General features: G+C 38.9%; 21 protein-coding genes. 6 read left to right on the forward strand and 15 right to left on the reverse strand.

Going from position 1 to position 24,000, the window contains the following annotated elements; translation table 11 throughout:
- Window positions 1-219: 219 nt before the first annotated feature.
- The 10 genes from ACPWSO_RS01480 to ACPWSO_RS01525 form a co-directional block, all read right to left on the reverse strand.
- Complete coding sequence (locus ACPWSO_RS01480) at window positions 220-903, reverse strand: endonuclease V (protein ID WP_426080994.1); 684 nt, start codon at window positions 901-903, stop codon at window positions 220-222.
- A 114-nt stretch (window positions 904-1,017) separates the two neighbouring features.
- A complete protein-coding gene (locus ACPWSO_RS01485) occupies window positions 1,018-1,884 on the reverse strand; it encodes a DUF6544 family protein (RefSeq protein WP_426080995.1) in 867 nt (288 codons plus the stop codon).
- Window positions 1,885-1,895: 11 nt separating this feature from the next.
- Complete coding sequence (locus ACPWSO_RS01490; protein WP_426080996.1) at window positions 1,896-2,354, reverse strand: MarR family winged helix-turn-helix transcriptional regulator; 459 nt, start codon at window positions 2,352-2,354, stop codon at window positions 1,896-1,898.
- Window positions 2,355-2,508: 154 nt separating this feature from the next.
- Window positions 2,509-4,539 carry an Ig-like domain-containing protein gene (locus ACPWSO_RS01495; RefSeq protein ID WP_426080997.1) on the reverse strand — a complete coding sequence of 677 codons (2,031 nt, stop codon included), beginning with the start codon at window positions 4,537-4,539 and terminating at the stop codon, window positions 2,509-2,511.
- A gap of 415 nt (window positions 4,540-4,954) precedes the next feature.
- Entirely contained in the window at window positions 4,955-7,552 is a 2,598-nt protein-coding gene (adhE, locus tag ACPWSO_RS01500; protein ID WP_426080998.1) for a bifunctional acetaldehyde-CoA/alcohol dehydrogenase, read from the reverse strand.
- Window positions 7,553-8,005: 453 nt separating this feature from the next.
- A complete protein-coding gene (locus tag ACPWSO_RS01505) occupies window positions 8,006-8,425 on the reverse strand; it encodes a GNAT family N-acetyltransferase (protein ID WP_426080999.1) in 420 nt (139 codons plus the stop codon).
- A gap of 122 nt (window positions 8,426-8,547) precedes the next feature.
- Window positions 8,548-8,832: a post-transcriptional regulator gene (locus ACPWSO_RS01510; protein WP_426081000.1), complete on the reverse strand. Its 285-nt coding sequence runs from the start codon at window positions 8,830-8,832 to the stop codon at window positions 8,548-8,550.
- A gap of 206 nt (window positions 8,833-9,038) precedes the next feature.
- Window positions 9,039-9,413 carry a preprotein translocase subunit YajC gene (gene yajC / locus ACPWSO_RS01515; RefSeq protein WP_426081001.1) on the reverse strand — a complete coding sequence of 125 codons (375 nt, stop codon included), beginning with the start codon at window positions 9,411-9,413 and terminating at the stop codon, window positions 9,039-9,041.
- Between the two features lie 81 nt (window positions 9,414-9,494).
- Window positions 9,495-10,640, reverse strand: coding sequence for a tRNA guanosine(34) transglycosylase Tgt (gene tgt, locus ACPWSO_RS01520; protein ID WP_426081002.1), 1,146 nt, complete (start codon window positions 10,638-10,640; stop codon window positions 9,495-9,497).
- A gap of 389 nt (window positions 10,641-11,029) precedes the next feature.
- Entirely contained in the window at window positions 11,030-12,127 is a 1,098-nt protein-coding gene (locus ACPWSO_RS01525; protein ID WP_426081003.1) for an iron-containing alcohol dehydrogenase family protein, read from the reverse strand.
- Between the two features lie 225 nt (window positions 12,128-12,352).
- Here ACPWSO_RS01525 and ACPWSO_RS01530 point away from each other — a divergent pair, with 225 nt between their 5' ends.
- From ACPWSO_RS01530 to ACPWSO_RS01540, 3 genes are all read left to right on the forward strand, one after another.
- Window positions 12,353-13,816 carry an ABC transporter permease subunit gene (locus ACPWSO_RS01530; RefSeq protein WP_426081005.1) on the forward strand — a complete coding sequence of 488 codons (1,464 nt, stop codon included), beginning with the start codon at window positions 12,353-12,355 and terminating at the stop codon, window positions 13,814-13,816.
- Window positions 13,809-14,531, forward strand: a complete 723-nt coding sequence (locus tag ACPWSO_RS01535; protein ID WP_426081006.1) for an amino acid ABC transporter ATP-binding protein — start codon at window positions 13,809-13,811, stop codon at window positions 14,529-14,531. The genes ACPWSO_RS01530 and ACPWSO_RS01535 overlap by 8 nt, the downstream gene beginning before the upstream one ends.
- Window positions 14,532-14,719: 188 nt before the next feature.
- Window positions 14,720-15,874 carry a pyridoxal phosphate-dependent aminotransferase gene (locus tag ACPWSO_RS01540; protein ID WP_426081007.1) on the forward strand — a complete coding sequence of 385 codons (1,155 nt, stop codon included), beginning with the start codon at window positions 14,720-14,722 and terminating at the stop codon, window positions 15,872-15,874.
- 323 nt (window positions 15,875-16,197) lie between these two features.
- On the opposite strand, the gene ACPWSO_RS01545 is transcribed toward ACPWSO_RS01540, so the two are convergent.
- From ACPWSO_RS01545 to ACPWSO_RS01560, 4 genes are all read right to left on the reverse strand, one after another.
- A complete protein-coding gene (locus tag ACPWSO_RS01545; RefSeq protein ID WP_426081008.1) occupies window positions 16,198-16,797 on the reverse strand; it encodes a hypothetical protein in 600 nt (199 codons plus the stop codon).
- A 233-nt stretch (window positions 16,798-17,030) separates the two neighbouring features.
- Window positions 17,031-17,912 carry a 16S rRNA (adenine(1518)-N(6)/adenine(1519)-N(6))-dimethyltransferase RsmA gene (rsmA, locus tag ACPWSO_RS01550; RefSeq protein WP_426081009.1) on the reverse strand — a complete coding sequence of 294 codons (882 nt, stop codon included), beginning with the start codon at window positions 17,910-17,912 and terminating at the stop codon, window positions 17,031-17,033.
- On the reverse strand, window positions 17,909-18,481 hold the full coding sequence (gene rnmV, locus ACPWSO_RS01555; protein ID WP_426081010.1) for a ribonuclease M5: 573 nt from the start codon (window positions 18,479-18,481) through the stop codon (window positions 17,909-17,911). Before rnmV ends, rsmA begins: the two co-directional genes overlap by 4 nt.
- A complete protein-coding gene (locus tag ACPWSO_RS01560; protein WP_426081011.1) occupies window positions 18,478-19,248 on the reverse strand; it encodes a TatD family hydrolase in 771 nt (256 codons plus the stop codon). Before ACPWSO_RS01560 ends, rnmV begins: the two co-directional genes overlap by 4 nt.
- Before the next feature lie 382 nt (window positions 19,249-19,630).
- Between ACPWSO_RS01560 and ACPWSO_RS01565 the strand changes: the two genes are divergently transcribed.
- The 3 genes from ACPWSO_RS01565 (at window position 19,631) to ACPWSO_RS01575 (ending at window position 21,857) form a co-directional block, all read left to right on the forward strand.
- Window positions 19,631-20,230 (forward strand): hypothetical protein, encoded by a 600-nt coding sequence (locus tag ACPWSO_RS01565; protein WP_426081012.1) that lies wholly within the window; start codon window positions 19,631-19,633, stop codon window positions 20,228-20,230.
- A gap of 1,130 nt (window positions 20,231-21,360) precedes the next feature.
- Window positions 21,361-21,600 (forward strand): hypothetical protein, encoded by a 240-nt coding sequence (locus ACPWSO_RS01570; RefSeq protein WP_426081013.1) that lies wholly within the window; start codon window positions 21,361-21,363, stop codon window positions 21,598-21,600.
- A complete protein-coding gene (locus tag ACPWSO_RS01575) occupies window positions 21,597-21,857 on the forward strand; it encodes a DUF2187 family protein (RefSeq protein ID WP_426081014.1) in 261 nt (86 codons plus the stop codon). Before ACPWSO_RS01570 ends, ACPWSO_RS01575 begins: the two co-directional genes overlap by 4 nt.
- Window positions 21,858-21,964: 107 nt before the next feature.
- On the opposite strand, the gene metG is transcribed toward ACPWSO_RS01575, so the two are convergent.
- On the reverse strand, window positions 21,965-23,974 hold the full coding sequence (metG, locus tag ACPWSO_RS01580; RefSeq protein WP_426081015.1) for a methionine--tRNA ligase: 2,010 nt from the start codon (window positions 23,972-23,974) through the stop codon (window positions 21,965-21,967).
- Window positions 23,975-24,000: the final 26 nt, after the last annotated feature.

Below are 24,000 nucleotides of genomic sequence, written 5' to 3' on the forward strand. Positions count from 1 at the left end.
GAACTCTTTTTTTCGTTGCTATCTGAATAAATCGTGGGAGCTCTCCTTTACTAAATACAGATAGTCAACGAAAAATCTCCAAGGCAAGATTAGCAGTTTCATTTACTGTGCTTTCAATAAAGTCTTACTCAATTGATAACCACTTCATCCGACATTTTTTCTTCGTCTATAATTCTTCAGCTATGCCTGATGATTTATCGAATAATCCGCATTTTCCTGCTAAAGTGACTGCTGGTATTTTCTCCTTTTTATATGTGTTTCAAGATCTGCATATCTAGTCGGCAGCGGTAGTCTGCTGTTTTTTTCAATAAAGTGCATGGTAATCTTACAGGCGGTTGTTAAATCAATCCAATTTCCACAAGAAACAAAAATAGGTTTGACATCTTTTCTAGAGCGAACTGCTGCTCCGTATTCTTCACTATTTATAAGAATCTTTGTTTTTGCGCCTACTTCATTTGCAGGCATTGTAAAGTCTGTACCAGCAATTTTTAAATAGGTTTTCGCTACACCAATACATGGTGTATTCAAATAAAAAGAAGCATGAGTGGCAATCCCCATATGTCGATAATGAAGGTAACCGTTTCCGTCAAACATATAAAGGTCTGGTTTTTTCGTCAGCTTTTTTACTGCTTCTAAAATAAGCGGCAGCTCTCTAAAGGCTAAATAACCAGATATATATGGAACCTCTATCCTCGAAAAATGATCCACTGTTTCTACAACTTCCTTTGTATGATAGTCAATCAATACGATACAGCAGACCCCGTATTCCTTGCCTTCATGTTCCCAATAGGCAAGGTCCACCCCTGCAACCAGCTTTAGATTTTCCAGCTGAAATGTATTTTGCAAAGAAATACCAGGCTGCCACTTTTCCTGTTCCTGTTTAAACTGTTCTTCTTGAGACATATACTCCTCCTAAAATAATTACTCTTGATAAAAATTATACTTTATCAGCTGAGACTCTGCTAATTATTTTCAGGCTCCATTGCTTTGTTTAATCCCTCAACAGTCATAGAACCCTCAGCTTTCAGGAAATTTCTCAACAGAATACTCAATTTTTATTTGATTACTTTCAAAATACGTATAAGCTCCCTCTGGCAGCTGCCAGTTAACCTGAACCTTCCCCGGCTGCCAGAATCCATTTTGATTTTGATAATTCGCATAAAGCACATACCAAGGCACGAGCTTGCTACCTTTTCCATTATCATCCATGTAGCGGTCGTCGGTATCAAATCGTATGATATTCCCTTGCTCATCGAAGCTGAAACGCCCGGCTGCTGAGATATTTTCCCAAGTAATACAGCCTTCTACAGTTTGTTCATCAATGGTTCTCCAAGTAACGAAATCCTGTACAAACAACGACGGCAGATAAACGGCATCTGCCAGGGCCGTAATCAACTGCCCCTGATCCATCTCTGCCCCAGTAGACCGAAACAACTGAAAATGCTTTGCCAAAACTCCGGTCATTGATCCAATGCCAGCAATCACACTGTCTTTTGCCTGCAGCGGCAGTACACCTGCCATTTTGGCTGTTAGAAAAGCATGACGATCAGGGCGTCCGGCAAAGTTCAGCTGTTGAAATTGAATAGGCATTGTTTTCTTATCTGGTGATAACCGAAACTTTGTATTGATAAATTGGATAAACATGTTGCTCATTAGCGGTTTCTCTAAATATCCGCCATTGGTAATATGTCTTTGAAGCAGCGGCGGCAGCTGAGCAACAGTATCCTTTGAAAACTTTCCGGAAGGCTCACGGCTGCCGCTTATCTCTGCAAAAGACTGCTCTGTGTCTGCAAGATACTTCTGCCACAGCTTTCCTCCCGGTATTAGCAAGTAAATATAGAGCAGCACAATGACTAGTCCAAGTCCTCCTACAATCTTTATCATAATGTCCCTCCTCATAAATCATCTTTCTTTTCAAGCTTTTCAATATTTTGTTGGAGAAGTCTAAGCCCCTTGTACAAACCTGCTGTCGCTTCTTCATCAAACCCCTGAAAAACAGCAGCTAAAAATGCCTGTTCACTCTCATCCCGTTCAGAAAAATAGTTTTTGCAGTAATCTGTTAGACTAAGCCTGACCACTCTGCCATCTTCTGGTGCTTTGGAAAGCGTCAAAAATCCTTGTTTTTCCAAAATAACTGCCATTTTTTTGATATTCTGATGTGAGCTGCCAATAACAGCTGCAGCTTCACTAATTGTCAGCATTTGATTTTCCGCTTTTGTAACTACAGCAATCAACATCCATTGCTTTATCGTCATATGGTCATCCAGCTTGTCGCCTAGCCTTTGAAGTCGGTTAGCTAAAGTAAATATCCCTGCAAAAATATATTCCTGTTCACCCATCGCTGTATAATCCATCAAAACACTCCTTCAACAAAGATAACTAGTTACATAATTATATAACCAGTTACCTTTATTGTCAAACAAACAAAAATAATTTGTAATTTCTTTATCAAAAAATGAACGTCAATGCCTACTCAGCACGAACGTTCATCTTTTAAACACTTCTAAATTATTGGAAGACAATCACTACCGACTGACTTTGATTGCCTTTATCGTCCTGACTGATTAAATGCAGCAGCTCCTTTTGTTCCTTATCTACCATGAGCTGGAAGCTGCCGGATTCAGTTACTACAGAAGTACTTATGACAACTCCATCTGAAGTTTCAAGTAAAAGCTTTGTGTTGGCCTCACCTGTGCCTTCAATCTGATAGCTGTCACCAGCTAAGGTGATTGAAGTAATACTTAGTGCCTCTGGTGGCGTACGATCTGCATTTACAACTTGTATGCCGGAAAATGTTGTAAAGGTATAATCTCTGGAAATGAGTGTTTTATAGCCTAGTTTAGCTCCTATACTGGCACGAATCTCACCATCTGTTTCTGCTGTGTATAACAGTTTTTTACTTTGTTTCTGAGTTGCACTCAATCCTTCATCTATCCTCTGGTTTCCCAAACTATATAGAACATTCGGGTAGGTCACCAAGGCTTCTGTATCATTTTTTACATTAAAAGAGAGCTCATATGTCTCACCAGCTTTCACTGCAAGTAACTGACCAATAGCTCCTATATTATTATACTGCCTATTAAAAAAGCGCAAACCTTCCTCCTCACGAAAAACAGTAACCATATCCGTAAGTAAAAGCTTTTTCAAAACGAATTCGTTTAACCCGTTCTTGCTGAGCGGAGCATTACTAAACGCTTGATTATCAGTACTGGTTTCCCAATCAATAAGGCGGGTCTCATTCGTTTCAAAATCAGTATTTTTCAATAAGTTCACATCCGGAGCTACTACTGGATTTTTAACAGTCATATTGTCAACTGTTTCTAAAAACGAATGAACCGTTGCGGTATATAAAGCCTCATCAATATAAATCGACTGACCATGCTCCGCCCCTGCGACGGTTAGCTTTTCTTTGTAGCCGATTGCTTTATCATACAGAACCTCTTGAGCCACTGGTGGAATAAACCAGTCCGCATCTCCATGAATAAATAGCTTTGGTACACCCGTTTTGTCTACAGCATTAATCGGAGCAACTTGATAGATATCCATTTTCAGGATTGGTTTAGTTTTCTCTTCATTCAGCTTATTAATCAGCTGACCTTCCTTTCCAGTCCAATCGTAATCCTTAACTAATGGAATATATTTAAAAAATTGGGTAAACAGGTTTAGAATATCGTGGAATTGCTGCTCAGTTGAATAGTAACCGCAGTCTTCAATATAAGCCGTCACATTGGGATGAGGGGTAGTTTGAGAGAGCATAGTTGTTGCTGCACCCATAGATATTCCAAAAAGAATTATCTCCTGATCCAGTCTGCTCTGTACCTCCTGATTAATCCAGCCAGTCAAATCCTCTTTCTCATAGTGTCCAAACGTAATATATTCTCCCTCACTATCTCCGTGAGAGCGGGTATCCGGAATTAGTATATTGTAGCCCATATCAGAGAACAGCTTTACATGGGTTAAATTAGAGTTTTGTCCGTCTCTGTATCCGCTGTGCACAACGACTGTTTTTTCGGAATGATTGTCGATGTAACGGGCATAAAGCTGAATGTTTTGACCCGTAGGCTCATCGTACACAGTTTGATATCGTTCCGAGGTATTCGTCAGTGCCTTATACCAGTCTGTATAAGGCTTTTCTTCATTATTAGAACCAGTTAGATTTTGAATCAGCGTGAAGAGAACACTCTCTCTTTTAAAAGCCGTATCAAAAGCTAGTTCAACTATTGCTCCATCAATCACATCTCCAATCAAACCCCGATTTGTCGGCTGCTTTGACAGATAGCTTGTTAAGTATTGTTCGATATACGTCACAACCGCTTGCTCTTGCGGCGTAAGACTTTGCTTCCCATCTAAAAAGTAACTGGACATCAATCCATTTTCAGACCCATTTGCTTTAACCTGAGCCGCTTCTTTATCTACTGAAAAAACATTGGGACTTATCTCTTTATACGTAGCTGTCTCCCCATAAACGATTAATGGTCTAAAAATACCTGCGGCCAGCAGCAGTGCTGCCATTCCCTTAAAAATTACATACTTCTTCACTTCTTTTCCTCCTTGTTAATAATAATTTCTCAAAGAGAATAGCAGTTACCTTTTTTAAAAGCAAATAATATGGTAAAAATTTTTTAATAAGAGTAAGTTTTAAAACGCTAACATATTATGTATTTCTCAATTAAATCGTTCTAGACTATTTTATATTGTTTAAAAATCCTTATGATATTATCATAAGACTAATCCTGACTCTGCGATTATTAGAGTCAAATTGACACCTTGTCATTCAAATACATTGGCAAAGTTTCTCTCCTTTAATTAAAAGAGCTAGAAATAGAAACAACTGTTTCCTAGACAAAATTATTTGGTGTAAAAATTAAAATTTGAAGTCATAATTTTGGCATAACAAAAAAACCGAAAGAATGAATCTCTCATCCTTTCGGTTCATCTTGTTCATTAGTTTAGCTTATCCGTTGTAAGCATCGATAATGATTTGTTTCAGTTCACTAATCAACGGCTCTTTAGGGTTCGCAGTTGTACATTGGTCTTCATAAGCTAATTCAGCCATACGGTCAACTGTTGAATCAAGAGTTTCCTGAGTAACACCTTGTGCTTTCAGGCTCATGTCAATTCCTACAGAAGTACCTAAATCAGCAACTGCTTTAACTAAAGCATCTACTAATTCCGCAGTCGTTTTACCTTTCAGACCTAAGAATTTCGCAATATCCGCGTAATCTGTATCTGCACGGAAGTAGTCATATTTAGGGAACATTGCATGTTTTGAAGGATCTTTGGCATTGTAACGGATAATATGAGGCAATAGAATTGCATTCGTACGTCCGTGAGGAATACCATATTCTCCACCAATTTTGTGAGCTACTGAGTGACAAATTCCCAAGAATGCATTCGCAAATGCCATACCAGCCATTGTAGAAGCGTTATGCATTTTTTCACGAGATTCCATATCAGGAGTTTTCACTGATTTTTCTAAATAGTCAAAGACTAATTTAATTGCTTGTAAGCTCAAACCACGTGTGTAGTCAGATGCCATTACGGATACATAAGACTCAATCGCATGTGTTAATACGTCCATACCAGTATCAGCTGTTACAGATGCAGGAACTGACATAACGAATTGCGGGTCAACGATTGCAACGTCTGGTGTCAATGCGTAATCAGCCAATGGATATTTCACATGTGTGTCGCTGTCAGTAATAACCGCAAATGGTGTTACTTCTGAACCAGTACCTGAAGTTGTCGGAATACATACAAATTGTGTTTTAACTGCTTTATCAATTTTATACGTACGTTTACGGATATCCAGGAATTTTTGTTTTGCGCCGAAGAATGATGTATCTGGGTGCTCATAGAACATCCACATACCTTTCGCAGCATCCATTGCAGAACCGCCGCCTAATGCGATGATTGTATCTGGTTGGAAGTCTGTCATTACTTTTGTTCCAGCGTATACTGTATTTGTTGACGGGTTAGGTTCCACGTCAGAGAATACTTCGATTTTTACATCATTTTTACGTTTTAGTAATTCTTTACGAACTGTATCTGCATATCCGAATTGAACCATGCCTGGGTCACAAACCAGCATTACGCGCTCAACATTTTCCATTTTTTGCAGGTACTGTAATGAGTTCTTTTCAAAGAAAATCTTTGGTGGTAATTTAAACCATTGCATATTATTTCTCCGTTTCGCTACAGTTTTGATGTTAATCAAATTGATTGCAGATACGTTTTTAGAGACAGAGTTTTTACCGTAAGACCCACAACCTAATGTCAATGATGGAATCATTTCGTTGTAGATATTACCAATACCACCTTCAGCTGTTGGTGTGTTAACCAAAACACGACAAGCTTTCATGCGGATACCAAATTTAACCTGTAAATCTTCATCTTCTGTATGGATACATGCAGTATGTCCTAATCCACCCAATTCAAGCATTGCTTCACATAAATCAAGAGCGTGGTCTGTATCTTTTGCTTTCATCATCGCTAGAACTGGAGAAAGTTTTTCGCGTGATAGCGGATACTCAGGTCCAGCACCCTCAAGTTCAGCAATCAGAATCTTCGTTCCAGCAGGTACTTTGATTCCAGCTAAGCTTGCAATATGTTCAGCAGAATAACCTACAATTGCAGGATTTACTGCGTATTTACCTTCGTTCATTACTGCATCTTCAAGTTTTTGTAATTCGTTAGGTTTTACAAAGTATACTTGATGCGCTTCAAATTCAGCTTTTACAGCTGCATAAACTTCTTTATCTACAATTACAGCTTGCTCAGATGCACAAATCATTCCGTTATCGAAAGATTTAGAAACGATTAAGTCGTTCACCGCACGTTTGATTTTTGCTGATTTTTCAATGTATGCTGGTACGTTACCGGCACCAACTCCTAAAGCTGGTTTACCAGTTGAATACGCAGATTTAACCATTCCAGGACCGCCAGTTGCTAATACGATTGCAACGCCAGGATGATTCATCAGCATAGAAGTTGCATCGATTGACGGCTGTTCAATCCATTGTACACAGTTTTCAGGAGCTCCTGCTGCGATAGCTGCATCACGAACGATACGAGCTGCTTCAGCAGAACATTTTTGTGCACTTGGGTGGAAGGCAAAAATGATTGGATTAGCAGTTTTTAAGGCGATCATTGCTTTAAAGATTGTTGTTGAAGTTGGGTTTGTTGTAGGAGTTACTCCACAAACAACGCCGACTGGTCCAGCAATTTCAATTATACCTGTTTGGTCATCTTTATTGATTACACCAACAGTTTTATCATGTTTAATGCTGTTCCAAATATATTCAGAAGCATACATGTTCTTAATTGCCTTATCTTCCACAATTCCACGGCCAGTTTCTTCAACTGCCATTTTAGCTAGAGGCATATGCTGATCTAGCGCAGCCATTGCCATTTCGTGAACAATATGGTCAACCTTTTCTTGATCAAAGCTTTCCATTTCTTTTAATGCAACATTTGCTTTGGCAGCCAGCTCGTCGATCATTGTTTGAACGTCAAGAGTCTTAGCTTCCTCTTTTTTCTTTGTTTTCGCCATTGTAATCCTCCTAAAATAATTTATCAAAAGTTTGCTTGTTAACTATTTCACATACACATCATACACCATTCTTTTTTTCTTGTAAATAGTTTTTTGTGATTTTTTTCACAGTTTTTTATTTAAATCGTTTTCATTAGAAAAGGCAATAATATAAAAGCAAAGGGGCTGTGACATTAGTATGCCTCAGTCCCTTAAACCCGGATAAACGGTGTTTCAGAAGTAACTTCTCCGACAATAAGGCGGAAATTCGCAAAAATTTGTAGAACAATTTTCGGAATTTCCGCCTTATTGCTTAAAGCTGAACACTTCTGTCACAACCTCTTTGCTTTGCAAGGTATTCAGTCAAGCAATTGTTATCCAAGACTTTTCAATTTGCTCATTAGTGTACAATTAGCTGTATATTTTCACACACCAACCTTTAAAAAGTTTGGACAATCCAATTAAACACAACCTTCATTTTCTTCTTTTATAATACATCCCCTCTGATTCGGGTAATGTTTCACTAAAGCCATATTGTCGGTATAACTCTTTTGCCTGACCATCAGCCATTAAGCTTACATAGGCAGCTGAAGGGATTTTTTCATCTATGTAGGTTTTCAGTGCACTCATAATTTGTTTTCCTAATCCCTGTCCCTGATAATCAGGTCTAACCGCTATATCAACAATTTGAAAGGCAGTTCCCCCGTCACCAATCAATCGTCCCATTCCAACAAGTTCATCCAGATGATTCCAAAGTGTTATGCAGCACCAGCTGTTTTCAAGTCCTTTAGCAATAGAATCTATATTTCTCGGTGAAAGTCCGGCGTTTACTCGTAATTGCTGAAATTGCTCGGGTGTGGGTCTCTTATTCGTTAGCTGTACCTTTTGATTCATCAAAGTTCTCCCCTGCTTTCTATTATTTAAATAAAAAAAGGAACTGCTGTGAGTTCCTTTTGACTCCTACTATTTGTTTTCAAGCAGCCTCTTCCAGCCTTTGACTCGTTGCTAAAAAACTACTATAGTAAATCTTCGATATCATGCCAGTCGTTAAAACGAAAGGGACTGGTTTGTGCAATCAGCTGCTGGTAATCAAAAAAATCATTTGGCTGAATATGTAAAATATCATTTTTGCATTCTTTAATTGATAGTTTTGGTTTACTCTTCCATCGATAAGAAAGCAGATAATTCAACAGCTCCTGCTCATTTACAGACGTATAGCCATCTTCATGAAAGGAACGGCATTTAGTTTTTATTTCTTTTGATAAAAGCATCTTCTGATGCCAAGACAGCTTTTTCATCATGTTCCCCTCTCCGTATCATTTACACCTAAAAGTAGTTTGATCATTTAGCATCCTTAGCTTTCTAAAAAAGCCTAACACTAAAATCTTGCACTACATAGGCCGCAAACAATAAGGCTGGAAGTTATTAAGTTCCAGCCTTGTCAATTCTAAGTTTTTTTGCTTTCTCAAAGCTGATCAAGCAATGAACAGGCTTTTCTACCTAAGCATTATTCTTTTGTTTCTGTTTCTTTTGGTGCTTCGTCAACAGAAGGTTCGTGTTTATCTAAATCAATTTCTGTTGTTTCTTCTACAACATCTACCATTGGTGCGTCCGCAGTGATGTTTGGTTTTACAGTACGAATTGCCTGACGGTCAAACTCTAAAATAATCCCTTCACAGTCGACAAAAACCGTTCTGTTCACATCGTCAAATTCTGAAACTACGCCATGTAGTCCGCCAATCGTTACAATACTGTCTCCGATTTTCATACTACCTAATAAATCCTGACGTTCCTTCTGCTGTTTCTTTTGAGAACGTGTCATAAAGAACATCATTCCTCCAAGAACTACCAGCATTAAAATCATTGAAAATCCGCCGCCCATTCATTTCACCTCATTAATTAATATAATCACATTTAACTGTAACAAAAAAACGTTGATAACACTAGTGATTTACCATAATTTTTAGAAACTTTTCGCATTTTCTTTATTAAAGCCGTACTCTTCAAAAAATGCCTGCCTAAATTCCAGCAGCTGATCATCCATAATTGCCTGACGAACCTGCTTCATCAAATTCAGCAAGAAGTATAGATTATGATAAGAAGTTAAGCGGATACCAAAGGTTTCATCACATTTAATTAAGTGGCGAATATACGCTCTCGTATAGTTTTTACATGTATAGCAATCACACTTCTCATCTAACGGTCGAAAGTCTCTGGCATACTGAGCATTCTTAACAACTAGGCGTCCTTGAGAAGTCATACAAGTTCCGTTGCGGGCAATCCGTGTCGGCAATACACAATCAAACATATCCACGCCGCGAATGACGCCGTCAATCAGCGAATCAGCGGTACCGACACCCATTAAGTAACGTGGTTTATTCTCAGGTATCAATGGTGTTGTAAATTCAAGCACACGATTCATTTCTTCCTTAGGTTCCCCTACTGATAGTCCTCCTATTGAATAGCCGGGAAAATCCATACTGATTAAATCTTTTGCACTTTGTCTTCTAAGATCTTCATAACCAGCTCCCTGAATAATACCAAATAGGCCTTGGCGGTCAGGATTTTTATGTGCTTTCAATCCCCGTTCCGCCCAGCGGCTGGTTCTTTCGATTGAATCCTTCACATAGCTGTAGCTTTCATCAAATGGCGGACACTCATCAAAGCTCATCATGATATCTGAGCCCAGCTTATTTTGAATGTCAATAGCTTTTTCCGGTGAAAGGAACATTGGTGAACCATTCAAATGGTTCTTAAAATGTACCCCTTCTTCAGTAATGTTTCGCATATCACTAAGTGAGAATACCTGAAAGCCGCCGGAATCTGTCAGAATAGGCTGATCCCAGTTCATAAATTTATGCAGTCCCCCTGCTTCTTCTACCAAGTCTTCTCCGGGGCGAAGCCACAAATGATAGGTATTGCTTAAGATAATACCGGCACCCATCTCTTTTAATTCTTCCGGAGCCATGGTCTTTACTGTTGCTAAAGTTCCTACAGGCATGAACATTGGTGTCGGGAATGTGCCATGGGGCGTGATTATTTCACCTAGTCTAGCTCCTGTATGCTTTTCTTTCTTTATTAAACGATAACGAATGGCTGGTTCCGTCATTCATTTCCCTACTTTCTATTCAAAATTAGTCCTTTCCCATAATACTGTTTTTCCAGTCGCTTTGCAAGATTTCTCTTTGTCCACTTAATAGGAAGCATTTTACCAGTTCCACTGGTGTAGGAACCTCTAGTGGAATGGTAGGCGTACGTGAATCCTATGAACTCCAATGAGTTCCACCCGCTTTTATGAGCTAGCGCCAGTTCCTCTTGTGTAGGAACCTCTAGCAGAGTGGAAGGAGAGGCTATAGTTCCTCTTTATCTCAAAGGCTACAGCAGCAGTTGTCTTTTAGTTAATTGAGATATATCTAACTATTTAAGGTATAGTTTATAAAAAAGACGACTTGCGTTTTCTAGATTCACCAGTCGTCTTTTTTATATTATTTTATGAAATTATCTTAATTTTTTTGCTGCCATATACTCTTCTAATTTAAGCATAGCCTGTTTCACAACTTCTGGAGTAATAACTTCCTTCATATAATGAATCGTCTCATCGGGAGCTGCTGCTCGAGTAGAGACCAAATCGTACTCTTCTTCAGAAAGAGAAAAGTCCATATCCTTCAAAGAAGCAGGTAAACCTAATGAGCGGTAAAAAGGTAGTAGCTGTTCTATTTCTTCCCATTTTTCTTCAATTACAAGCTGAACGAAAACGCCGTAAGCTACTTTATTACCATGAAGCTGATGGTGGCTGTCTGCCAAAATCGTCAATGCATCATGGATGGAATGAGCACCTGCGGTTCGGCCGTAATCATCACCGAAGCCACCGACCATACCCCCAAGAAGAATATTAGTCTCGACAACATTCAGAAAGGGCTGATTTATACGTCCGCCTGTCATTGCTTCTATAGCTTTTTGGCTATCTCTCAGCAAAACATCACGGCACTGACGAGCTGCATAAGCCGCTACGCCAATCTCAATCGGCTGTATATCAAGCTGAGAAATCATAGTATCTGCTTCATACCATTTTGCTAATGTATCACCGATTCCAGCAATCATTAGATCTACTGGCGAATGCAGCAATACTTCCGGTTCAATTAATACCAGTGCGTTGCTGACTGGAAAGATATCATAACGGTCCATCGAACCATCCTCATTGTACATAACACTTAAAGGAGTATAGGCTGCACAGGTAGCAGCCAGCGTCGGTAGAATCAAAACTGGTATCCTGCATTTATTTCCAACTGCTTTGCCTAAATCAGCAACTTTGCCGCCGCCTACAGCAACAATACCAGTCAAAGCCTCAGCCTCAATGAGAGTTGAAACAGTTTCAACTTCGTCATCCGTACACTCTCCCCGGTATGTCATAAAGCTGGTATACGTGTTCACTAGTTTAGGGAAAAAAGGCTTTGCAGCTTCCCAAGAAAACTTTCCATGCAGCACCAGCACCCGTTCGATGCCCCTTCTCTGTAAATGATTTTCCAGTCCTTTCCAGGCTCCGGAACGACATTCATACTCCTGCGGTGCTCCTCTAACAATTAATGATTGCTCCATGCACATTCTACTCCTTAGCTGAGGCGTATCTGAAAATCCGGATGCCGCCGACATTTTTAGATACGACCTAATTTTTTATTCATTTTTTTGATTAGTTAAACATTATATCTTTTCGTTTATTACAAACTATGATATGATAAATCACATCGAAAAACAATAAATTTTTATACATTTATTCAGTTTTTCAGCATAATTATTTATTAAATAACTAAAGGAGTTCGGCACATGAAAAAATGGAAAAAAATAATTGCTTTTATTCTGCCGCTTTTAATGGCATTCATTCCTTTGCTGACTGTTCAGACGGCAGCAGCAGAAGAAACAGATTCTATCTATGACGGGATTATTCAACGCGGTGAACTAATCGTCGGCTTGTCCGCTGACTATGCCCCTTATGAGTTCCACACAGATGTTGATGGAAAAGATACTATCGTCGGTTTTGATGTTTCGATTGCCCAAAAAATCGCAGACGATATGGGTGTTAAGCTAAAAATAGAAGAGCTTGGCTTTGATGCCCTGTTAGGTGCTTTAAAAACCGGCAAAATCGATCTGATTATTTCAGGAATGGCTCCCACTCCTGAACGGCTAAAAGAAGTCGACTTCTCAGATCCTTATATGACTGTCCAGCAACGGGTTATCGTCCGTAAAACAGATCAGGATAAGTTTCATTCAACGAGTGACTTTAAAGATGTAAAAGTCGGTGTTCAAAAACAGACCACACAGGAAGATCTTGCAAAAAATGAATTGCTTGGTTCAATACCAACCTCTCTACAGAAAGTACCTGATGTAGTGATGAACCTGAAGAATAAAAAGGTTGATGCAATTATACTTGAAGGTCCTGTCGCCGAAGCTTATGTTGATCGAAATGATGATTTAGTCTTTGCTGATGTATCTTTCACTGAAGGTGAAAAGCAAACAGCGATTGCGATGGCTAAAAACACACCTATCTTAAATGAAAAAGTGAATGCTTCCATTAAAACGATTAATGACAATAATCTTTTGGATGGCTATAAAAAAGAAGCTGCTGAATTAATGTTTGACGACAACGAAGGCTTCCTTCAAAAATATGGCAAATTCTACTTGAACGGTGCCGGTTATACTATTTTTCTAGCCTTTATCGGTGTGTTGTTCGGTGCGTTGTTTGGTGGTCTACTAGCACTTATGAAGCTGTCAAAATCCAAAATTTTACGTGCTTTAGCGATTATCTATATTGAATACGTTAGAGGAACACCTTTGCTAGTTCAGATTTTTATTGTTTACTTTGGTACAGGTGTATTAGGTCTGGACTTATCAAAACTGGCAGCCGGCTGTATTGCCTTAACTTTGAATAGCGGCGCCTATGTTGCTGAAATTGTTCGTGCTGGAATTAACGCGGTGAATAAAGGACAGCTGGAAGCGGCCCGTTCATTAGGTATGAATCAATCTCAAGCCATGCGCTTTATTATTCTGCCTCAGGCAATTAAAAACATTTTACCAGCCTTAGGAAATGAATTCGTTACAGTTATTAAAGAATCTTCTGTTGTATCTGTTATCGGTGTTTCCGAACTAATCTTCCAAGCTGGGAATGTTCAGGGTGCAAGCTTCAAGCCATTCCTGCCGTATCTGGTCGTTTCACTGATTTACTTTGTCCTAACCTTTACAATTTCCCGTCTGTTGGGTGTAGCCGAAAGGAGAATGAGCACTAGTGATTAATATTGAGAACTTATATAAATCCTTCGATAAAAATGAAGTCCTTAAAGGAATTGACTTAACTGTAAATGCTGGCGAAGTGGTTGTAATTATCGGCCCTTCCGGAAGCGGAAAAAGTACCTTTCTGCGCTGTCTGAACTTATTAGAACAGCCGACAAAAGGCCGAATTGAATTTGAAGGTAAAAATCTTTTAGATAAAGATACGAATATAGATGAACTACGGCAAAAAATGGGCATGGTTTTTCAGAGCTTCAATCTATTTCCTCATAAGACTGTTCTTGAAAATCTGACAATTAGCCCTATTAAGGTAAAAAAAGAAGATCCTGAACAGGCGAAACAAAAAGCACTCAGTCTTTTAGAACAAGTTGGTCTAGAAGAAAAAAGCAGCAGCTATCCAGCTAGCTTATCAGGCGGACAGCAGCAGCGTGTAGCAATTGCTAGAGCCTTAGCCATGAATCCGGATGTGATGCTTTTTGATGAACCAACCTCTGCTCTTGATCCGGAAATGGTTGGAGAAGTTCTAGCCGTTATGAAAGCTCTGGCTGAAAAAGGAATGACTATGGTTGTTGTTACTCATGAAATGGGCTTTGCTCGTGAGGTTGCAGACCGCGTCATCTTCATGGATGCAGGCGTTATTCAAGAAGAAGGAACGCCTGAAGAAATTTTTGGTCAACCAAAAAATCCTAGAACACAGGACTTTTTGAGAAAAGTTTTGTAAAACAACCAAAAACAGATAGTAAGTCGAAACAGAAGTGTCAGACATAGAAAAAGACAGATTTCAGCAGTAAATGCTTCTGTTATTTCTTAGCACCATTTTAGTCTGCTGCATCTCTGTTTCGTCTTTTTCAATAAGCAGCTAAACTAAAAACTGTATTTCAATTCAAGAATATGTAAGGAGATGTTTGGATGGATTCTTCCAAAATTGCAAAGCGGCATCAGCAGCCGGCTGAAAATATTTTAATGGATATTGCTACACTTGCAAAGCAAATACCTAATTTGATTGACCTTTCTATAGGAGATCCTGATTTAATCACCTCTGAAAAGATTATTGATGCGGCATTTGCAGATGCCAAAGCAGGACACACCAAATATACTGCTTCCGGCGGCAGCAGCGAATTCTTAGACGCTGTTATCCAATTTTATCAAAAGCAGTACAACCTCCATTTTTCGGTTGATCAGGTTCGAGCAACAGTTGGAGCTCTTCATGGCATGTATCTCGCTTTACAGGTAATTCTTGATCCCGGCGACGAGGTGATTATCCATGAACCTTATTTTTCTCCCTATAAGGATCAGGTGCTGTTTGCAGGAGGAAAACCTGTTTTTCTTCCTACTTTTGAAGAAGATGGTTTTCAAATCAATATTGATTGCTTAAAACAGACCATCACGGATAAAACGAAAGCTATTATTATTAACTCGCCGAACAATCCGACAGGTGCGGTGTTTGCTCCAGAAACATTCAAACAGATAGCTGAGCTGGCGATTGCTCATGATTTCTATATTCTTTCAGATGAAGTCTACGAAGCTTTTGCCTTCTATGAAGATTTTGTTCCTATGGCAGTCTTTGCCCCTGAGCATACAATTACCTTTAGCAGCTTTTCAAAAGCCTTTGCTATGACTGGCTGGCGGATTGGCTATATGATTGCTCCTTCCTATATTAATCAAGCTGCTAAGCTAATTAATGAAAGTGTTACTTATTCAGCACCTTCACCTTCCCAACAAGCTGGCATTTATGCTCTAGCTCATGCAGAAACTCTCATACCAGAGGTTGTGTCCGTTTTTAAAGAGCGCTTGGAATATGTAGAAAAACGCGTGCAGGAGATTCCTTTCTTATCGATGCTGCCAGTCCAAGGTACTATGTACGCCTTTATTAATATTGAACAGACTCAGCTCGGTTCAGTCGCTTTTACTGAAAAGCTGCTGAAAGAAACAAATGTTTTGGTTATTCCCGGAAAAGCTTTTGGTGAAACAACAGGAGATCATCATGTGCGTCTAGCGGCAACACAAAGTCTAGACGTTTTAAAAGAAGCCTTTGACCGGATTGAAAAGTTGACGTTTAATTAAACAGGCAGGGCTAATAGTCTTTTGCTTCAAGAACCAGTGAGGTACTGTTCAACATCAGCTCATACCTCACTGTGTTTCTCAGAAATAAGCCGTACTATACGAAAATGGGTCTTACCACACATTTTCAATATAGTACGGCTTATTTTTGAAGAAGCAGCTTTTGAACCGCCGATTATTCCAGTTTAGACAGACTCACCAAATACTTTTCAAGTTCATATAAACAACAATGCAAAATTCATGACTTATCCTCACTTGCTTACAGTAAGTTGCTACAGAAATTATACTGGCAGGAATAAGCTGAATACGTTGTCTCGTCTTTTTTGTTATAAATTATTTTGTAAATATTTTTTTGCATTCGTAAACACTGGAATGTCAAAAGCCTTACTAAGACTGCCCGCAAGAAAATAAGCGATATTGAAGTCCACAAGGCTGTGAATGATTCCGCCGATTCCCATTAACAGCAAAATAGAATAAATGTATCCATCAGAGTAATAGGTTTCCGGTAGATTCCCCATTGTATAGAAAACAGTGATGACTACCAGTTCAACAGCAGAGTGAATAAGGGCAATGACTAGGTTAAACACTTGAAACCGTCCGTTTAATAAAGAAAACTGTTTAGATTGCAGTGCTACTTCCGGATGCTTTTTCAAGTAAACTGAGCCGATAACTGCGAAAACAATATGGGACAATGCCCGTAGTGCAATGATTGGTGTGGCTGATAAAAAGAAACCAAAACCTGTTCCCAAGGCCACAGCTACTGCTGCTTCAGGTGAAATAAACATAGCTAAAAATAATGGCACGTGACTTGCTAGTGTAAATGATGCTGGGCCAATAGTAATTCGGGGCATTACCATTGGAATAATAATTCCCATCGCAATTAATAACGCTGAAATTGTCAGTTGTCTGACAGAATTTTTTCTCATTTTCTTCCTCCTAAATGTGTCTTGACACATATCATGAATCCTATTCTAATCAAAAAAAATAGAGGTGTCAAGACACACGTTGCTTTGAAAACCCTTTTATTTTAAATATAAAAAAACACACGAATCATTCTGAAGATGTATCGACTCCCCAAAGCTAGATTTTTGGTCTAACTTTTTTGAATCGGTACGTTCCTTCATCTATTCATGTGTTTTTTAATAAGAAACAGCTGTTTCTATTTATTTTTTTCAAGTGTATTGCTGAGACGGGCAAATTCTTCTAAGCTTAGTGTTTCACCTCTGCGGGAAGGTTCAATTTCAGCTTCGTTCAAGCTGATTTTTAACCAAGTCACTGTTTTTTCATCTTTCCCGTAAAAATGAGTCAGATTATTCCATAGCGTTTTTCTTCGCAGCTGGAATGATGCCTTTGTCAGTTTGAAAAACTCTTTTTCATTCGTTACTTGAACTGCCGGTTGAGCCCGTCTTTTCAATGTAATAATCGCAGAATCAACATTCGGCTGCGGTACAAAGACTGTTTTCGGCACGATAAAAGCGACTGCCGCTTCCATGTAGTACTGAACGGCGATGGACAACGAACCATAGGCTTTGGTTCCCGGTTTTGCAGAGATTCGATCTGCTACTTCTTTTTGCATCATCACAATCATTTCGGCTATTTCTAAATCCGATTCCAGAAAGTGCATCATAATCGGTGTCGTAATGTAATACGGCAGATTTGCCACGACTTTTATGGGCAGCTCCTGCTTAAAAACCCGTTTTATCTCTGTACTTAAGTCCGCTTTCAACACATCCTGATGAACAACAGTTACATTATCATAAGGACTTAACGTATCCTTAAGTACAGGAATCAATCGATCATCAATTTCAAAGGCTAGAACCTCTGCTCCATGACGAGCTAAATGCTCTGTGAGAGCACCAATACCAGGACCAACCTCAATCACATTTGTCTGTCGATCAATTTCCGCAGTCTCAACGATTTTTCTTAATATGTTGGGTTCGGTCAGAAAATTTTGTCCTAGGCTTTTCTTAAATGAAAAGCCGTGCTTTTTTAATATCTCCTTCGTACGGGAAGGGGTCGCAATATCTTTATAATCGGTCACAGTGATTCCTCCACTTTAGCCATCGCTGCTTTCAGCTCGTCTTCTGTTATACGGAACATCTGCAGCCTTTTTATCAGCTGCTTGCTGTTGGTATACCCAATCCGCAGCTCGTCACCCAGCTTTTCTCTGCGTTCTTTTGCATTGGCTCCTGCTATTAAACCATAGTCAAGCAATACTTGTCTAGGTATGTCTTCATAATCATCTTCTTCATTAATTGGTGTAACTACTAACTTAAGAGCCTCAATGATTGCTTCATCACTGGCGTGCTCTACTCCCAGACTACTTCCCCGGCGCTTAGGTTCAGCCAATCTTCGAGATAAAAAAGCGTGCTTGGCGTCCGGCACCACTTCCATAATGGTTTTCCGAATCTTTTCTCCTGAATAATCCGGATCAGTAAAAATAATCACGCCCCTTGTTTCTTGGGCATGTTCAATCTGAGTCAGGATGTCTTCATTAATTGCTGAACCTATTGTTTCGATTGTATCTACCTCAACGACTTCTTGTAACCGTCTTGTATCGTCCTTACCTTCAACAACAATAATTTCTTCAATTTTCAATTTATCTATCATTCTGCTATTCTGAACAGCTTGTGTGCATTTTTTGTTGTTTGCTTTGCAAGCTCTTCCCACTCCATATTTCTTAATTCCGCTATTTTTTCTACTACATATCTGGTATAGCCGGGCTCATTTCTTTTACCGCGGTAAGGAACTGGTGCCAAATAGGGTGCATCCGTTTCAACCAATAAGCGGTCAATTGGCGCGTTAGCAGCTGCTTCCTGTACATCAGTTGCCTTTTTGAAGGATACTACACCGCTAAAAGAAATATGCATGCCCAAATCTAAAAAGCGTTTCATCCACTCATCATCTCCACTATAGCTGTGCATGATACCGCCAATATCCCGAACATCTTCTTCTTTTAATATCTGATAAGTATCTTCAATAGCATCCCGCATATGGATACTGATTGGCAAATTCATTTCTTTGGCAATAGCGATTTGACGGCGGAACACCTTAGCCTGAAGCTCCTTTGGATCCTCCATCCAGTAATAATCTAAGCCAATTTCGCCAAGAGCCACAACTTTTGGATTAGTCAGCTGCTGCTGAAGCTGTGCTTCTATCTCTTTGGTGTAGCTCCCAGCTTCTGTCGGGTGCCAGCCAATGATACTGTGTATATTTGGATATTCCTGACTAAGAGCCAGCGATTTCGTAATTGTTGGTGTATCAAAACCAACAACTGCCATTTCTGTTACACCTAATTCTGTTGCTCGTGCAACAGTTTCCGGAATATCTTCTGCAAATTGTTCTGCATTCAGATGTGTATGTGTATCAAAAATCATTTTTCTTCCTCCCTGCCTGTTCTACTCTATCATATTTTACCAGAAAGCTGAATAAAACACTTGAAATAGAAAAAATGTTCTATTCAAGATTAGTAACAAACCATTTTACAGCTGCTGTCTTATCAGTCCCTAGTCTGATGTACATATCTTCAGTTCCTGTTACACTTCATCTACTAGATAAATCTTTTAAACGGTTGTCTGTATCAAGCCAGTAGGATAGCTTGCCTTAAAAAAACAGGCTGCTCCCCCGCCAATGCAGCCCAATCGTTTTTTTCTCAGACTATCTAGTCAAAAGAAGCTTTTTGGAAAGTATAGACAAAAATGCATAGCCAGCTACGCTTCTTTATCAGAAATCATCTATTATTGTTAGGAGTTGATGTTTATGAAACATATAAAGCAAACCATTTTCTCTTCTGACTTATTAAAATCGTCTATTGAACAAAAAGTAATCAGCCGCAGAAAGGATCAGACTCAAACAATCTGGCATTGGGGACTGTTGACGCTATTTACGCTACTCGTCTACGCCAGCATCACCCATCAGGTACTATTGATTCTATTCTTAATCGCTCTAACAGCATTTATTAAGGGACCGCTGATGCTTATTTGGGGAAGTCTTTATTCCGCATTGATTGCCTTTTTTCCGCCTATCGCATTACTGCTGTCGGTCCTCTTTTTCATACTAAATATTGGCGCTGCTATTAAAAACTGGCGAATTACTCTAGTGGGAGTCTTTTTTTACCTGTATCCTCTCATGGCTCGTCTGGGGCAAGCGCTGCTGTCGCTTGATTCACGCTGGCTAACACTTGTATTAGTTTTAATCGGTATCACGGCTTTTCATTTTATGTTGAAATGGCTGTATCAATATAGCTTTATCAGCAGAAGTCTGGCCGGCGCTATCATCAGCATGCCTTACTCCCTATTCCTAGTATTCTTACCAAAGAAAATTCGCGGTCTACGCAAATCTAAAAAAATCAATTCTTAACAGGTTTTAATTGGAAAGACTGAACGAACATATTCAGTTCTTGAGCAATAGGTATAAGAATACTACTCATGAACGAGGTCTTAACTGCTAGCTACCCGTGCTTTCCTTCGATAGTACTACTATAAAAATTTTACCAACAAATAAAAAGTTCAGCAATAAGCCGTACTATACGAAAATGGATTTCATCACATATTTTCAATATAGTACGGCTTATTGCTGAGAAACACAGTGAAGTATAAGCTGATGTTGAACAGTACCCCACTGGCTCTTGAAGCAAAACTCTTTTAATCTTGCTGCTTTTTGAACGGAGTTTATAGGAGATTCTATAGTTACACAAAAAATTTCAACGCAGTCATCATTTTATGAAATAATGATTGGTTCGAATCTAAATAATTGGTTCTTTAACGATTTAAGCTATTTTATTTTTTGTCTCTTCGCGCATAAACTTGAAGTCTTCATTTATAAATGGAAACAATTTTATTTAAAACATCTGCCTTGTCAACTATATCCTTGATTTTTAAATGACGAATGCGTTTCCTTCCTTCTTTTGTATTTTTTCTATTCCTGGCAATTGTACAGGCTGTCTCCGCCAAATAGATTGTTCATCAAAGGTTGATAGGGAATCTCTTGCCAGATTATTAATTAAGACTGTCAGCGCCCCCACAGTCATCAACGACTGATGCCTACAAATCCATCTCTAACTGCTACTAAATACTTTTGAGAGCCAATTTTCGAAGCAATCAGGACTAGCTTTCGAGCAAATAAAGTGATTAATTTTTTATTTTAACCCCTCCTGATTTTAACATCAACCAATCAATGTAACTTGGTGCTAATCTGGAAAAATTTAGTTTCCAACATTTTTTCATACTGGACTACAGTTAGTTATAAAAACTGGTTTTCGAGCAAAATCCTCACTTATACTCTAATTCCTTCCTGTTATTGAGAATTTCCCACTACTTTTTTTTTGCTAAATATTGTAAATTTTGACAAATTCATAAACTTTTTTATAATCAGCCTTCTAGCTATTTTCCATTAAAAATTGAGTTCTCACTGAAAATATTAATTTTTTATTAAGATTAATCAGCACTACTCTTATATTCGTCGTATAATAGAGAAAAGGAGATGTTGAAATGATGCCTTCAGCGCCCCAAATAACCATGCTGCAAAAGATTAGATCTCGACAAATTCTTTTAGCTCGCCATTGTTCAGATTTAATTTTGCTGCATAAAGAAACCCTAGCCCATGAGGCTGGAGATGCTTCTGATTGTACCCATTGTAAAAAATTTTCAGCAATGCAAAAAGAGTTTTCTAATAATACGGAACAGCTGCAGCAGCTGATTCGATTAAAGAAAGAAGGAGAGCGGCAATGAGTTCATTTTCTAAAAAAAGTTATGCACCATTTACTCTTTATCAGGAAACTTCCATAAACCAGAATTACAAGGAAGGTCAAATGATAACCTTTTACTCTGAACTATTCAACTCTTCGATTCATGGTATCCTTTCAAAAAAATACACAAATAGCTGTCTAGTGGATATCTCTGCCTGTCAGGAGCTGTCAAGAGAGAATAGAGAAAAGTATAATTACAAAATTGTAGTGAACTATAAAAAAATTTTTGAAGATATCTAATCCCTGATTACAATAAAAAATCCCCTCAGTTTGAAAAATTTTCTAAACTGAGGGGATTTTTCATGTTTACGGGCTCAAATTTCTATGCCGCTCTTCGCGTGTTTCTATTATGCGATGATTGAACCGTTCGGCATATCTTTTGGTGCTTCAACAATTTGAAGTCTGCCTTCCTTGTCCTCTGCTGAAAGAATCATTCCCTGGCTGATTTCGCCTCTCATCTTTCTAGGCTTCAAGTTCGCAACAATCGTTACCTTTTTACCAATTAATGCAGCAGGATCTGGATAGAACTCAGCAATCCCTGAGAGAATCTGTCTGTGCTGATTGTCACCAGCATCTAAGCGGAACTGCAGCAGCTTATCAGCCCCTTTAACTTTTTTACAGTCAATAACCTCTGCTACTTTAATTTCTACTTTATCAAAATCCTCATATTTAATCTGCTTTTCTTTAACAGACTCTAAGGTTGTTTCCTCTGGGTTCCATTTAATCTCTTCGGCTTCTTTCTTAGCGCCTTGAGACATTTTTCTCTGGATATAAGCAACCTCTGTTTCGATATCCAAACGAGGAAAAATTGGCGTACCTTGGCTAGTTACTCTTACATCTGCAGGGAATTCACCAAAATGAATAGATTCCATGTTCATGGTTTCAGGATCAAGTCCCAGCTGCTCATAAATTTTCTTAGGTGTTTCCGTCATCATAGGCTGCAGAAGAATCGCTACAATCCGCAGCGTTTCCGCTAAATGAACCATAACACTATCTAGTTCAGTTTTCTTCTCTTCATCCTTCGCCAATATCCATGGCTGAGTCTCATCAATGTATTTATTTGCACGAGAAATCAGCGTCCAGACTTCAGCAATTGCTGTATTGAATTCCATTTTCTCCATGGCTTCATGATACCGGCCAATAACATTTGCCGCAGTTGTCGAAAGTTCACTGTCAAATGGCGTCACTTTAGATTTATACGCTGGTACTTGACCGTCACAATACTTATTAACCATCGCAATTGTCCGGTTTAACAAGTTGCCTAAATCGTTAGCTAAATCATAATTCAAACGGGAAACAAAATCCTCTGGTGTAAAGATACCATCGCTTCCAAAAGGTATTGCCCGCAGTAGATAGTAGCGCAAAGCATCCAGTCCATAACGCTCTACAAGCATGTCAGGATAAACAACATTCCCTTTAGACTTAGACATTTTTCCATCTTTCATCATTAGCCAGCCATGACCAAAAATCTTCTTAGGTAATGGCAGATCCAATGCCATCAGCATTATCGGCCAATAAATTGTATGGAAACGGACAATCTCTTTTCCGACCATTTGAACATCTGCCGGCCAATATTTCTGGAACAAGCTATCATCCTCTGAACCATAGCCTAACGCCGTAATATAGTTGGATAGTGCATCAATCCAAACATATACAACATGTTTTGGATCTCTTGTTAAAGGAATTCCCCAGGAGAAGGTTGTCCGGGAAACAGCAAGGTCTTCCAAACCTGGTTTAATAAAATTGTTAATCATTTCATTTTTACGGGATTCCGGCTGAATAAATTCCGGATGCTCATTATAGTAGTCAACCAGTCGTTCAGCATATTTACTCATACGGAAGAAGTAAGATTCTTCTTTAACCAGCTCTACTTCATGACCGCTTGGCGCTTTTCCGCCAATTACTTTTCCATCTTCGTTGCGATATACCTCAGCTAATTGTGTTTCAGTAAAGTATTCTTCATCTGAAACAGAATACCAGCCCTCATATTCGCCAAGATAGATGTCTCCCTGATCCAGCAGCTGATTAAAAATCTGCTGAACGGTTTTCACATGATACTCATCCGTTGTACGAATAAACTTATCATAGCTAATATCCAAGGTTTTCCAAAGCTTTTGAACATCTGCTGCCATTTTATCAACATATTCTTTAGGGGTTACATCTAACTCCTTCGCTTTATGTTCAATTTTTTGTCCATGCTCATCCAAACCTGTTAGATAAAGAACATCGAATCCCATCAAGCGTTTGTAGCGTGCCAGCGCATCGCAGGCAATAGTTGTATAAGAATTTCCGATATGCAGCTGTCCACTCGGATAGTATATAGGTGTTGTAATATAAAATGTTTCTTTTTTTGTCATTTAGGAACGTCCTCCTTCTATTTTTT

This window comes from Enterococcus sp. LJL51, assembly GCF_049894025.1.
Taxonomy (GTDB): Bacteria; Bacillota; Bacilli; order Lactobacillales; family Enterococcaceae; genus Enterococcus_L.

Coding starts and splice junctions, on each gene's coding strand:
- ACPWSO_RS01480 (WP_426080994.1), bottom strand. CDS start 903: ATGTCTCAAGAAGAACAGTTTAAACAGGAACAGGAAAAGTGGCAGCCT.
- ACPWSO_RS01485 (WP_426080995.1), bottom strand. CDS start 1,884: ATGATAAAGATTGTAGGAGGACTTGGACTAGTCATTGTGCTGCTCTAT.
- ACPWSO_RS01490 (WP_426080996.1), bottom strand. CDS start 2,354: ATGGATTATACAGCGATGGGTGAACAGGAATATATTTTTGCAGGGATA.
- adhE (WP_426080998.1), bottom strand. CDS start 7,552: ATGGCGAAAACAAAGAAAAAAGAGGAAGCTAAGACTCTTGACGTTCAA.
- ACPWSO_RS01505 (WP_426080999.1), bottom strand. CDS start 8,425: ATGAATCAAAAGGTACAGCTAACGAATAAGAGACCCACACCCGAGCAA.
- ACPWSO_RS01510 (WP_426081000.1), bottom strand. CDS start 8,832: ATGATGAAAAAGCTGTCTTGGCATCAGAAGATGCTTTTATCAAAAGAA.
- yajC (WP_426081001.1), bottom strand. CDS start 9,413: ATGGGCGGCGGATTTTCAATGATTTTAATGCTGGTAGTTCTTGGAGGA.
- tgt (WP_426081002.1), bottom strand. CDS start 10,640: ATGACGGAACCAGCCATTCGTTATCGTTTAATAAAGAAAGAAAAGCAT.
- ACPWSO_RS01525 (WP_426081003.1), bottom strand. CDS start 12,127: ATGGAGCAATCATTAATTGTTAGAGGAGCACCGCAGGAGTATGAATGT.
- ACPWSO_RS01530 (WP_426081005.1), top strand. CDS start 12,353: ATGAAAAAATGGAAAAAAATAATTGCTTTTATTCTGCCGCTTTTAATG.
- ACPWSO_RS01540 (WP_426081007.1), top strand. CDS start 14,720: ATGGATTCTTCCAAAATTGCAAAGCGGCATCAGCAGCCGGCTGAAAAT.
- ACPWSO_RS01545 (WP_426081008.1), bottom strand. CDS start 16,797: ATGAGAAAAAATTCTGTCAGACAACTGACAATTTCAGCGTTATTAATT.
- rnmV (WP_426081010.1), bottom strand. CDS start 18,481: ATGATAGATAAATTGAAAATTGAAGAAATTATTGTTGTTGAAGGTAAG.
- ACPWSO_RS01560 (WP_426081011.1), bottom strand. CDS start 19,248: ATGATTTTTGATACACATACACATCTGAATGCAGAACAATTTGCAGAA.
- ACPWSO_RS01565 (WP_426081012.1), top strand. CDS start 19,631: ATGAAACATATAAAGCAAACCATTTTCTCTTCTGACTTATTAAAATCG.
- ACPWSO_RS01570 (WP_426081013.1), top strand. CDS start 21,361: ATGATGCCTTCAGCGCCCCAAATAACCATGCTGCAAAAGATTAGATCT.
- ACPWSO_RS01575 (WP_426081014.1), top strand. CDS start 21,597: ATGAGTTCATTTTCTAAAAAAAGTTATGCACCATTTACTCTTTATCAG.
- metG (WP_426081015.1), bottom strand. CDS start 23,974: ATGACAAAAAAAGAAACATTTTATATTACAACACCTATATACTATCCG.